Source organism: Pseudomonas sp. HLS-6 TE3448 (assembly GCF_053629555.1).
This window is the reverse complement of sequence record NZ_JBRJIO010000001.1, coordinates 4402654-4415628: the sequence shown is the minus strand read 5'-3', so window position 1 is coordinate 4415628 and position 12975 is coordinate 4402654. Positions and strand designations below refer to the sequence as shown.

The 12975-nt window shown below is 60.1% G+C and carries 8 protein-coding genes; 2 read left to right on the top strand and 6 right to left on the bottom strand.

Translation table 11 applies throughout. The annotated features are described in order from the left end of the window. Nucleotides 1-225 precede the first annotated feature (225 nt). The 6 genes from AB7M23_RS20115 to AB7M23_RS20090 all read right to left on the bottom strand — a co-directional run bounded on the left by AB7M23_RS20115 (nt 226) and on the right by AB7M23_RS20090 (nt 11394). Nucleotides 226-1557 (bottom strand): TolC family outer membrane protein, encoded by a 1332-nt coding sequence (locus AB7M23_RS20115; RefSeq protein ID WP_454241825.1) that lies wholly within the window; start codon nt 1555-1557, stop codon nt 226-228. A 1-nt stretch (nt 1558) separates the two neighbouring features. Continuing rightward, nucleotides 1559-2878, bottom strand: a complete 1320-nt coding sequence (locus AB7M23_RS20110; protein ID WP_454241824.1) for an HlyD family type I secretion periplasmic adaptor subunit — start codon at nt 2876-2878, stop codon at nt 1559-1561. Nucleotides 2879-2901: 23 nt separating this feature from the next. Further along, on the bottom strand, nt 2902-4611 hold the full coding sequence (locus AB7M23_RS20105; RefSeq protein ID WP_454241823.1) for a type I secretion system permease/ATPase: 1710 nt from the start codon (nt 4609-4611) through the stop codon (nt 2902-2904). Between the two features lie 167 nt (nt 4612-4778). Further along, nucleotides 4779-9614, bottom strand: coding sequence for a beta strand repeat-containing protein (locus tag AB7M23_RS20100; protein WP_454241822.1), 4836 nt, complete (start codon nt 9612-9614; stop codon nt 4779-4781). Nucleotides 9615-10022: 408 nt separating this feature from the next. Continuing rightward, nucleotides 10023-10580, bottom strand: a complete 558-nt coding sequence (locus AB7M23_RS20095; RefSeq protein WP_454241821.1) for a cytochrome b — start codon at nt 10578-10580, stop codon at nt 10023-10025. A 115-nt stretch (nt 10581-10695) separates the two neighbouring features. Further along, entirely contained in the window at nt 10696-11394 is a 699-nt protein-coding gene (locus AB7M23_RS20090; RefSeq protein WP_454241820.1) for a YoaK family protein, read from the bottom strand. A 99-nt stretch (nt 11395-11493) separates the two neighbouring features. Between AB7M23_RS20090 and AB7M23_RS20085 the strand changes: the two genes are divergently transcribed. Then, nucleotides 11494-11856 (top strand): hypothetical protein, encoded by a 363-nt coding sequence (locus AB7M23_RS20085; RefSeq protein ID WP_454241819.1) that lies wholly within the window; start codon nt 11494-11496, stop codon nt 11854-11856. Nucleotides 11857-11976: 120 nt separating this feature from the next. Further along, complete coding sequence (locus AB7M23_RS20080) at nt 11977-12942, top strand: toxin-antitoxin system YwqK family antitoxin (protein WP_454241818.1); 966 nt, start codon at nt 11977-11979, stop codon at nt 12940-12942. Nucleotides 12943-12975 lie beyond the last annotated feature (33 nt).

Below are 12975 nucleotides of genomic sequence, written 5' to 3'. Positions count from 1 at the left end.
ATTGTCGGGAGAGGGCGGGAAGGGGGGCAAAAGTCGAGGTTACCGTCTGGGCAATGATTGAGCGCGCGGCTCAAGCTGTTGCCGGGGGATGAGCTGGTATCCGGTCCGGTTGCTACCGGTATCGAAAGCCCCTGCAGGTGCTCATCCCTGCAGGTTAGCGTATCCAGAGCGGTGTATCGGGAGCGGAAGACGAACTGTCAGGGCACTCAGGTCGCTTGTGCAGGACTAGAGTGGCTCTACGAGCCACTCGTTGGCCTTGCGGATATCGGCTTGTGCCAAGCGTCCGCTCCAGCGGTGCAGCACCAGCATGCTGGTGATGAAGCGGTACTGCGCCTGGTAGAGGTCACGGCGGGCGCGGAACTCTTCCTTGATGCTGTAGAGCACATCGACTGCATTCTTGACCCCGTAGCCAAAGGCTTTTTCCGTCGAGATGCGTGACTTCGTTGCCGATTCCAGTGCGCGGCGGGTGGCCTTGATACGTCCGAGTTCGGCGCTCATGCCGATGTAGGCTGTACGGGTTTCCTTGATGATCTCGCGGCGCAAGGCTTCCATTTCCTGCTGGGCGGCGTCCTTGTCGCCTTCCGAGCTGACCACGCGGGCGCTGGTGGAGCCGCCGCTGTACAGCGGTACTTGCAGGTCGAGGGACGCGACATAGTTTTCCGAGCGCGGTGTCAGGGTGCCCTCATAGCCGATGTCGCTGCGCAGTGCGGTCAGGTTCAGCCCAAGACGGGGCAGGTGCCCGGCCTTGGCTTCGGCGATTGCCGCATCGGCGGCATTGACGCTTTGTTGGCGGGCCAGCAGTGCCGGGTTGCTGCTCAAGGCCGCTTCTACCCAGTAATCCTGGGCTTGAGCCGGCAGGCTGAAACTCGGGTTGTCGCCCAGTCGTTTGAGCGGTTCCTGAACGTCACGCCCTACCAGTTCGGAGATGGCCTCGCGGCTGTTCGCGACCTTGTTGCCTGCCTCTATCTCATCGGCCAGCAGCGTGTCGACCCGTGCTTCAAGGTCGTTTACGTCGGTGATCATCGCCATTTGCCGGGCGAACATGGCTTTCACTTGCTTGAGGTTGCGTTCGGTCGCGCTGCGTTCGCTACGTACCAGGGAAAGCTCGTCCTCGGCGGCGAGCACGGCAAAGTAACGTTCGGACAAGTCGATGCTGGCCTGTACCTGAGTGTCGTCCGACTCGTACTCACGCTGCTTGGTCAGTTGCGTGTATTTCTGGTAGCTGCGCCAGACCTGCGGGTCATAGATCACCTGATTCAGGCTCAGGGTGGCGCGCCGCCCGGTGTACTCGGTTCGGCTCAGGTCGTCGTCACGCCGGCTACGGTTGACGCTGGCCCCGGCGCTGAGCTGTGGCAGGAGTTGGCCAAACGCTTCGCGCTGGCGGCCTTCGCCACTGCGAATCAAGGCGTTCGCACGCAGTATGCGTGGGTCGGCGCTGCTGGCTTCCTGCTGCAGTTGCCAGAGGTCGACGGCGTGGCCTGCGGCGCTGCCTTCAACTGGGCTGTTGGCCAGTGCTGCCAGTGGCACGGTTAAGCACATCGCGATCAGGTACTTCATGTCAGTCCTCGATCAGCGAGCGGGCGAAGGCATTGCTGGCAGGTTGTATCAGGTACTGCAGCAGGGTGCGGGCGCCGGTGTTGATCAGGACTTCGGCAGGCATGCCGGGTACCAGCGCCAGGTTGCCGAGGGTTTTTCGACCCGTTTCGGTCAGTGCTACTCGGGCCAGGTAATACGCCGTCCCGGTCTCCTTGTTGGTCAGGCGGTCGGCGGAGACCTGCAGCAATTGCCCCTCTATGACCGGTGTTGCGCTGCTTTTGAAGGCGCTGAAGCGAATGTCCACCAACTGGCCGACCACGATACGGTCGATATCGGTGGGCGACAGCTGTGCTTCGACAATCAGTTCTTCGTTGGCCGGAACAATGTCCATCAGCGGCGTGCCCGGGTTCACCACACCGCCCAAGGTATGCACGGTCATGCCCATGACCATGCCCGACTCTGGTGCCAGCACTTCCGTGCGCTTGTCGCGGTCTTGTACGGTGGCCAGTCGCTCGCGCAGGTCGTAGATCTTGGTGCGGGTTTCACCCAGTTGCCCGGCAACTTCGGTGGCGAAGGTCTTTTTCAACTGGAGAATCTTCAGCTCGGCTTCACCGATTTGTACCTGGGCGCGGGCACTGTCCGATTGATGCTCGGCCACTTCGGCCTGCAGGCGGGAGAGGCTGCGTTCCTGTTCGCGCAGGCGCTGTTTATCAACGTAGCCTTCGGCCAACAAGGCGCGCAGGTCGACGATCTCTTCCTGGTAGGAGGTGGCCAGGGTCTGTTTGCTGGCGATGATTGCCCGGAAGCCGCGAATCTGTTCTTCGATCTGACGGATCGCTTTTTCTTGCAGGCCGATCTCGCCCAACAGCCCGTTGCGGCGGGTCTGGAAGATACGCGCTTCACTGTCGCGGGCTTCACGTACACGCGGGTCGCTGGCGTCGAGGTCGGGCACGGCGGCTGGCTCGGCCGCTCCATCGCGCTCGGCGACCAGCCGCGCTTCCAGTTCGCGCGCGGCGATCAGTTGGCTGCGCATCATCTCTGTCTCGGAGCGGGCCTGGGTGTTGTCCAGGACCAGCAAGACGTCGCCTGCCGTTACTCGGTCGCCGTCGTGTACCCGCAGTTCGCGGACGATGCCGCCTTCCAGGTGTTGCACAGTCTTGCGGTAACTTTTAACGGTGACGACACCGGGCGCCAGTGCAGCGCTGTCCAGGGGAGCAAAGACCGCCCAGCCGCCGAACAGGCCAAAGGTCACCATCACAATAAGGAAACCGACACGACGGGTTGGCCGGTCATCGACAGGCAACTGCGCCGTAGTGACGGAGGCGTGCATAGAGTCTTGCATGGCGTTGATCATCTGCTTGTTCGTTAGGCCGGAGCGGTTTGCGCGTGCGCGGTTATATTGCTGTGCAGGTGCGCCCAGACCTTGTCGCGTGGCCCGTACAGGCTCAGTTCGCCTTGGCTCAACACCAGCAATTTATCCACGTTTGCCAGCACGCCCGAGCGGTGTGTGATGACAAATACCGTGGCACCGCTTTGCTTGAGTTTGCGCAAGGCTTCAGCGAGCATCTGTTCACCGGTGTCGTCGAGATTGGAGTTGGGTTCGTCCAGTACCACCAGCCGCGGTGCCCGATACAGGGCGCGGGCCAGGCCGATACGTTGGCGTTGGCCACCGGAAAGCCCGCCACCATTGGCGCCGATGAGGGTGTCGTAGCCCTGTGGCAGTTGCAGAATCAACTCATGCACACCAGCCATTCGGGCCGCAGCGACAACGGCGGCAGCGTCGACTTCACCGAAGCGGGAAATGTTTTCGCTGATGCTGCCTTCGAACAACTCGATGTCTTGTGGCAGGTAGCCAATGTAGCGGCCCAGTTCGTCGCGGCGCCATTGGCTGATGTCGGCGCCGTCCAGGCGTACCGTGCCTGTCAGGCTTGGCCAGATCCCCAGTAGGGCGCGGGCCAGGGTCGACTTGCCGGCACCGCTGGGGCCGATGATGCCCACGGCTTCACCAGCAGCCACGCGAAAGCTCAGGTTACGCACCAATGGCGTGCGGTTGCCTGGCGAGCTGACGGAGAGGTTCTCGACCGTGATGGCACCGTGTGGTGCCGGCAGTGACATGCGCACCGGTTCAGCGGCAACTTTCTGCAGGAGTTCATGCAGCCGTGAGTACTGTGCACGCGCACCAACGAAGCCTTTCCAGATACCGATCAACTGGTCGATCGGGGCCAGGGCGCGCCCCAGCAGAATGGAGCCTGCGATCATCAAACCGGAAGAAATCTCATGCTTGATGGTCAGGTAGGCGCCCAGGCCCAGTACCAGTGACTGGACAATCTGGCGGAAGGTCTTGGAGACCGCTGCAATGGCACCAGCGCGATCGCTGGCACAGCTTTGTAGCATCAAGACCTTGTTGATGCGCTGGCTCCAGCGCTGGCGCAGGTCTGCAAGCATGCCCATCGATTCGACGACTTCGGCATTGCGCAGGCTTTTCTGGGTGAAGGTAGTGGCCGCCATCTGCTCGCGGTTGGCCGCTTGCAGGGGTGCCTGGGTGAGTTTTTCGTTGAGGTAGGCCAGCGCACCCAGCAGCAGGGCACTGATCACGCCCATCCAGCCATACCAGGGGTGGAAGATAAACATGACCGCCAGGTAGATCGGAATCCAGGGTGTGTCGAAAAAGGCGAACAGGCCATTGCCGGTCAGAAACTGGCGCAGGCTACTGAGGTCGTTGAGGGGTTGGGCCGACGCATTCATGCCGCCGCTGTTCAGCGCCTGCCTGAAGCTGGCATCGAACAGTCGCTGGTTCAGCAGGGTGTCCAGGCGGGTGCTGATGCGCACCATGACTCGTGAACGCACCCACTCCAGGCTACCGAGGGTGACCATCAACAGCAGCATGATCAGCGTCAGCATCAGCAGTGTCGAGAGGCTGCCGCTGCCTACGGCGCGGTCATACACCTGGAGCATGTAGAAGGAGGGCACCAGCATCAGCAGGTTGACGAAAAAACTGAAAAAACCGACCGATAGAAAACTCTCCCTGCATGCTGCGAGGGCGCTTTCCAGTTCAGTCCTGGGTTGCGTTGACATGGTCCCTTACCTGAGGCCCGCGAGGGGGGGCTCAAAAAATCATTGTCTGTAGAGTGAACAAATGCCCACCCCTGGCGGCCACACATCAGTGTTGGCCGTCAGGGGTGGGCACTAGTGTGTGCTGTCTCTGTGGCCATCAAGGCCACAGAGACAGCGATCACTGATGCTTAGAGCACCAGGTCTGCAGCGGTCAGAGCAGTGACACCCACCAGCTTGATCGAGAAATCGGCGCTGTGGTCAGCGTTCGAGGTACCGTACAGCGTCACGGAAGAGCCATCCGTCACGTAGCGCAGTTCCTTGGCCGCCCCGCTGAAGTCGGCCGCTTCACCGATGAACGTGTAGCCTTTGAGCGCGGAGAAGTCGAGCTTGTCGCCTTTGCCTGGGCTCACTGCATGGGTGGTGAAGCCATGGACAACGTCCTGCTTGTTGCCCAGGCCCATTTCATTCAATGCATTGAACTTGATGGTATCGATACCGCTGCCGGCATAGAGCGTGTCGGCACCGGTGCCGCCGATCAGCACGTTGTTGCCACCGTTGCCGGCATACAGGGTGTCGTTGCCCACGCCACCATTGAGGGTGTTGTTGCCGGTGTTGCCCCACAGGGTGTTGTCTGCAGCATTGCCGGTCAGGGTGATGCCCAGTTTACCGGTCGCGCGTGCGTCGAGGTTTTCCAGGTTGGCGCCTAGCGTGATGGTTGCTTTGCCCTGGAAGGCGTTGACGGCAGCGTCGCTCATGCGCAGTGCCAGGGTGTCTACGCCCTGTTTGGCACTTTCGATGACGGTGTCTTCGAGCACCACGGTGGCCTTGCCACCGGCGCCCTTTGCCAGCAGGTCGACGATGTAGGTGTCATTGCCGGCGCCGCCGACCAACTTGTCAACGCCCGCACCGCCGTCCAGCGTGTTGTTCGCCGTGTTGCCGATGAGGGTGTTTTTCAGGGCGTTGCCGGTACCGTTGAAGGCACCATCAAGCAAGGTCAGGTTTTCAATGTTGGCGCCCAGTACGTAGTCGATGGAGGCGTTGACGGTGTCCGCACCTTCGTTGACGTTCTCAATCACACTATCGCCAGCATTGTCGACGACGTAGGTGTCATTGCCCTTGCCGCCGATCAGGGTATCGGCACCAAGGCCGCCGTTGAGGGTGTTGGCTACGTCGTTACCGGTCAGGGTGTTGCTCAGTGCGTTACCGGTCAGGCTGATCGCAGCCTTGGAGTCGACGATGGCGTTTTCAACGTTCGTGGCCAAGGTGTAGCTGTTCTTGAGGTAAGACACGACCCGCACGGTGTCGGTACCTTCGCTGGCGTTCTCGATGACCACGTCCTTGTTGCTGTAGACGTAGTAGGTGTCATTGCCCGTGCCGCCCTTGAGGGTGTCGACACCTTTTTTACCGTCAAGCACGTCATCCCCGGCACCACCGCTGAGGGTGTTGTTGCCCATGTTGCCGATCAGGATATTGTTCTGCGCATTACCCGTCAGGTTAAACAGGCCTGCACCGGCCACGGTGACGTTCTCGACGTTCAGCAGATTGTTTTGGTTCAAGTCGATGGTCAGTGCCTTGCCCTTGTTGACGTAGCCAACTTTCAGGGTATCGGTGCCTTCATTCGCGTTTTCTTGAACCAGCGCCAGTTCGCCAACGTTGTCGAGCAGGTAGGTATCGTTGCCCTTGCCGCCGATAAGGGTGTCGATGCCGACCTTGCCGTCAAGCAGGTTGTCGCCATCGCTGCCGACGATCCGGTTGGCCAGGGCGTTACCCGTCAGGCCAATGTTGAGCTTGCCGGTTGCGGAGGCATCGAGGTTTTCCAGGTTGGCACCCAGGGTCAGCGATGCATTACCGGTGAAATTCTTGGCCAGGTTGGTGTCCATGCGCAGCTTCAAGGTGTCGGAGCCCTGATTGGCAGTCTCGAGGACCGTGTCTTCCAGTACCACGGTTGCCTTGCTGCCTGCACCTTTGCTCAGCAGGTCAACGAGGTAGGTGTCGTTGTCGGCACCACCGACCAGCTTGTCGACACCGGCGCCACCGTCCAGGGTATCGTTGCCTGCACCACCGGTCAGGGTGTTCTTGGCGCTGTTGCCGGTGATGACGTTGTTCAGTGTGTTGCCGGTACCATCGACTGTTGCCGCGCCGGTCAGGGTCAGATTTTCCAGGTTGGCGCCCAGGGTCCAGCTGATTGACGACTGAACGCTGTCAGTACCTTCGTTCAGGTTTTCGATGATCTGGTCCTTGAGGGAGTCGACCACGTAGGTATCATTGCCGGTGCCACCGACCAGGGTGTCGGCCCCGGCAGCGCCGATGAGGCGGTCGTTACCGGCGCCGCCGATCAGTGTGTCGTTGCCAGCGCCACCCTGAAGGGTGTCATTGCCTTCTTCGCCACTGAGGATGACGGCCTTTGCGCTGGTCCAGACCAGCGTGTTGTCGTTGGCATCACCGATCAGGCTGGTAGAGTTGCCATTGGCGTCGAAACGCTGGCTGTGGATGTCGCCATGCAGGTTGTTGGCCGACAGCTCTTCCCAGGTGACGATGAAACCGCCATCGTCGGTGGCGTTGAGGATAGGGAACAGGTCATCGTCGTCGCTGGTGATCAGCATCTGGTTGCCGACCTTGGCGCCGTTCTTGTCATAGATCTGCGCGTACAGGTTGGCGTTACCGGTGTGCGGTGCCTCATCGGAGGTGGCCCAACTGATCACGTAACCGCCGCCTTTCAGCGCGGTAATGGCCGGCTCACCCTGAATTTCCTTGGTGGGGTTGTTCACCCGGGTTTCACCACCCAGCTTCGCGCCACTGGCGCTGTAGCGCTGCATGAACACGTCGCCGCTGATTGCATTCTCATTCTTGTCGTACTGGACGCTGACCCAGGTCACGACATAGCTGCCATCGTTAAGGGTGGCCAGTTCCGGGCCGTACTGCTCCCCGGCGAGGGTGCTGTTGACCCGCACGGCGGCGCCGTCCTTGCTACCGTCGGCCTTGAAACGCTGCAGGTAGACATCGACGTTGTCGGCGGCGTCGTACTCACGCTCCCAGGCAATTACGAAACCGCCATTGGCCAGCGGGGTGATGCTTGGTTCGCTGGCGTAGATCGCAAAGTCTTTGGCGGTGGTGTCCACGTGCATTGGCTTGCCCAGCGGCGCATGAGTGGTGCCGTTGAACACTTGGATGAACAGTTCGCCGCCGATGGTTTCCTGGCCGTTGACCATCTCTTCCGACCATGACACGGCATAGTTGCCGTTCGCCAGTACGGTGACCGAGGCATCCTCCATGTGCACATTGGCTGTACTGTCGGTCTTGGAGATGGTGATCGATTTACCGACGGCCACACTGTCAGCGTCGAAGGACTGGACGATCAGTTTGTCTTGGGTTGTCCAGCCGAGCAGGAAGCCACCTTTGTTGTCTGGGGCGACGATCGGGTTGTTACCGACGACACCGGAGAGCAGACGATCGTTCAGCAGGTCATGGTTCTTGTCGTATTGCTGCAGGTGGATTTGCCCGGCCTGCTCCCAGGCAATCACGTAGCCGCCGTTGCTCAACATAGTCGAGGCCGGCTCCATGGACACGACGTTGCCGCTTTCGTTGGCGTTCTTGCCAGCGTCGATGGTGACCGTGCTGCCGTCGGTAAAGGTGACTGTGTCAACGCCCGTCAGTGTGGTCTTGGTGCTGCCTTTCGTGGCTACGACGTTGCCAGCGCTGTCTTGGCTGAAGGTGTAGTTGGCCAGGTTGCCGGTCAGCGCCTGGTCAACAGGGGTGTCACCACTTCCAGAAGGGATATCGCCGCCACTGTCGACGGTCGTGTCGACACCCAACAGCTCGCCCGTGCTGCTGATGTTCTGCAGGTGGATTGCGGTAGGGCTGTCGTTTGCCAGGGTGCCGGTTTCCCAACTGATGGAAATCGTGCCGTCATCCCGGACGGTCACTGCCGGGGTGTCCCAGAGGATGTCATCGACACCTGCGGTTGCGACCTTGATCGGTGTTGCATCGCTGGCCGTGCCGTCTGCGGCGAAGCGCTGGACATAGACATTGGCTTCGCCCATGGCGTATTCGTTCCAGGCCAGCAGGTAACCGCCATTCGGCAGCGAGGTGATGCTGGCGCCATTGACCGAATAAGCGCTCTCGACTTCCGATGGCGTGCCGACGGGATTGAACTGGCTGTCGTAGCGTTGGGTATGAATGACCCGGTTCATGCCGGAGGCGCTTTGGTCAACCCAACTGACCACATAGCCACCGGTGACGTCGACAACGTTGAAATAGGCAGCATTGCCATAGTTGCTGGTGACAGTGTCGAGGGTTTTTGCCGTGCCTGTGACCACCTTGCCATCGGCACCGATCTGGCTGATCAGGTACTTGGAGGTGTACTGATAGGTCGGCGGTGTGGTGGCGTCAATCACCTCGCCGCGTTCAACACTGTACGCCAGCCAGTAGCTACCGTTGCCGGTGGGCAGCACGGTCATGTCGTCCGCTTCGCCGTCGGCCGGGTTGGCGGTGGCGAGGGTCTGCACAGTGCCGGCCACGTTGTTGGTGTACACCACTGCTTTGAGGTCGGAGGTGTCTTCGCGCTCGTCACCCGAAGGGCTTTCATGGGTCTCGCCCCAGGTGACGATGTATTGGGTGGCGCTCAGTACGGTGACTTTGGCGTCTTCAAGCTCAAGCGGGGAGGTGGTAACGACCACCGGGCTGCCGCTTTTATTGCCATTGGCATCGAACCGCTGGGTGTAAACGGTAGAGGTGTGGGTCGCATCATTTGCCGAGCTCCAGGCCAGAATGAACTGGCCATTGGGCAAGGCGGTGACCGATGGATCGTCGACATCGTTGGAGCGGATCTGGGTACTTTTCAGCAAGTCACCATTGGCCGCGTAGCGATTGACCACCATTCCCTCGAAGTCGGCGTTGTCCACCGACCAGGCAACTACATAACCGTTGTCGGTAAGCCCCGTGAGGTTCGGGCTTTCTACGTTGCCGGAGGCGATGATGGCGCTGGTGTCCGTTTGATTTCCGTTAAATGTAACCGGGGTGCTCATATTCCATTTCCTTGCGTGACCAGGTACGGCGCTAGTGCCGTGACGATCGGGTGTCGGGGTAAACGGCCGTGTCTGGGCATCAGTGCCGAACACGCTAGTGCTTAGTGGTTATTTAAAGCGCAGCTTTTACTTCCAATAGGCCATTGAGTGGTGGCATTTTGGCATGTACGGGGTTTATGTAAAGCGCTTAAGAAGAGCTGCTCTGATGGGCGTCTCGACAGGGAATTGCAGCCTGTATCGGCGCGTTCCAGGCAATCTTTAAGGCGAAATGGCTGCACTTGGGCGTGCATTTTTCGGCAGGCGTTTCAGGCGGGAGGTATTCGGTGTGTGTCTATCGGGTGGATGGCCCGATGGCAGGAATGTCCTGGCGCCCGCGTTACACGTACGGCGCCAGGGCTCGATCGAGTATTACTTCAGGCGAACCTGCTCCGGCAGCATGCGCTTGAGGGTGTTGTCGCGGTTGACGTAGTGGTGGAACAAACCAGCCACGGCATGCAAGCCGATCAGCCAGTAACCCGCCGAGCCGGCCAGTTCGTGCCACTCCTTGATTTCACCTGCCAGCTCAGGGTTCTTGCCAATCAGTGGGGGTAATTCCAGGCCGAAGAACGGGATGGGTTTACCAGCAGCGCTCAACACCAGCCAGCCGGCCAGCGGTGCGCCGATCATCAATGCATACAAGGCCAAGTGCATGAGATGGGACAGTGCCGTCTGCCATTGCGGTGGTGTCGGGGTGATTTTCGGCGTGGGGGCAATCAGGCGGCTGAGCAGGCGTATCCACACCAGGGCGAAGATGCCCAGGCCCAGCATGAAGTGCCATTGTTTGAGCAGTTCACGAGGCTCGCTGCCCTTGGGGAAGTTGCCTTTGAGTTCTATACAGGCGTACACGCCAACCATCAACACCAGCATCAGCCAGTGCAGGGCAATGGTGAGGCGACCATAGCGCTGTTCATTGTTGTTCCGCGTCATAACGATTCCCTAGTTTTGCGCGATTGAGGATGGGTTCGCCGCAGACGGTAATCGGGGGAGCTTAAGCATAGCTTAAGGCCATGAGCTGTCGGGCAGCGGCGCCTCAGCTTTGGCCTCAGCGTGGCATGTAGCGCAGTTGCCAGCGTCGAGGGATCTTCAACGAGATCAGGCCGAGGCTGAGTGTCAGGAGCGCGCTGAACAGCATGGCGCCCAGGCCAAAAGTCGTTTCCAGCAGGGCACCGATAACGGCACCGACGAACATGCCGGTCCAGGGCACCAACTGCACACGCCAGCCGTGCCGACGCTCACCGAGCAACGTGCGGCCCAGGCCGCGGCCGAAGCGCGACAATGCCCCTGTGACGTAGGTCAGGCCGATGGGCAGGCCGTTCACTTCCTCCACCACAGTGTTCACCAGGCCCATGGCAACCACTGCGATGACCAGTGCCAGCAGTTGCAGGGACGTGGGCAGAAGGGCGGTGATGCAGAGCAGAGTGGCAATAGTCAGCAGCAATGGCCATGGCCGACGACCGCTAAGGCGGGCGGCGATGACACCCAAGGCATTCCCCAGCACAAAGGCTGCGATCAGCAACACGATACGCAGGGCCGGGCCAAACTGCTGTTCGCCCAGTGAAACGGCGAGGCGGGTAGTGTTGCCACTCATGAAGGAGACGAAGTCGCCGGTGGCCATGAAGCCGATGGCGTCGGTCATCCCCGCGAGTACCGACAGGCCGGCAACAAAGTACAGGCCCACACGGCCGCGTAACTTCGCGGAATGAACGGTGCGGGCGCTGGCATTGTTTGAATCGGGCAGCATTGGTCCCCCTGAGTGAGCCTTGCGGATGATCGTGCCGCGCAGATTACAAGGCACTTTTGCTAGACTGCGCGGCCATTTATACGTTTAGAGGGATCTAACATGCATCCGCTACTGGTCAAGACCTTTGGTGGTCTATCCACGCAATACTACCTGCGCAACTTCCTGTTCGGCCTGATCTTTCCGGCAATTCTGTTTGCGGCTATCAGCAACACCCCCAAAGGCATCACCTTCGGCCTGGTGCTGTTGTGTGTGATCAACAGCTTGCTGTACCCCTACGCCAGGTTTGTCTATGAAAGCGTGATCGGCTACATCTTTGGCAACAACGTGTTTTTCGTGAATGCGCTGCTGATGTTGATGCTCAAACTGATGACCATGCTGATGTGCTGGAACCTTGCCTTGTTCATTGCACCGCTCGGGCTGGCTTACCTGTATTTCTACCACAGCCGTGCAGCCCGGCAGTAAGACCTTGGTCTATTGATCCGGCTCGCCGAGCCGGTGCGTCCCCCGTGCAGGTCGCTCCATGGAACTTAAGCGGCAAATGATGATCGATTGGCTGGCTGATCATCTGCACGTGGGGAACACATGTTCAAGAAAATAGCGGCTTCCCTGCTGGTGGCCGGTTCCGTCTTGCTGGCGGGTTGCGGCAAAAGCATCGAGTTTCGCAATACCGAAATCGTCAACGGCGCCGTCTACGAAAAGGGTGCCAACCAGCCGTTGACCGGTGAAGTCACCAACTTTCCTGAGCGCTTGCTGGCCTTTCAGGTCGGGCATAACGACCTGCTCGACACACTGAACCGGCTGTTGAACCTGATCGGGAATACCACCGATGGTTTGCTCGGGCAGAACCTGCTGTGCACCATCACGGTCGACGAAGGTCGGCTCGACGGGCCGGTGACCTGTTTTACCCCACGATCCACACTGGTGCGTTATCAGGCCCGCTATGCCGGCGGCACCTTCGAGGGTGAGACCACCGTCTTCAGCCATGACGGTAAGCGCACGCTTGCCAAAGGCCATCTGAAGGGCGGCCTGCTCGACGGTGAACTGGAAGTGCTCCATCCCGAGACCGGCAAGCCGCTGTACCGCGCCGAGTACAAGGATAACCAGACCCAGGGCACGATTGAGAGTTTCAGTGCCAAGACCGGCAAGCGGGTCCTGTCTGCTGGTGCGGTTGCAGGGAAGTACAACGGTCAGATGCAGCGCTTTACCGAGCAGGGCCAATTGATTTATCGCGGCACCTATGCCGACGGGGCAAAGGTCGGCTTGCATGAAGAGTTCTACCCCGACAGCGGCAAGCCATCGGTTTCAGCCGAATGGGCCAACGGTCAGCTCAATGGCGCGGTCAAGCAGTGGAATGCCCAAGGCACGCTGGTGGAAGAGTCCACTTACAAGGACGGCGTCAAAGTCGTCGCGCGGCCGACCGCTCGTGCCGCTGGCAGTGATGATTGCGTCAGCAAAATGGCGGCCGAGTACCGTAAGGAAGCGGGGGCGGCGGCAGTGGTGCGGGCCGGTATGCTGGATGAGTGGGCCGCCATGTGCCGTCAGCTTTGAGGCCTGAAAACACCCCCTTCGACGCTGACGTCG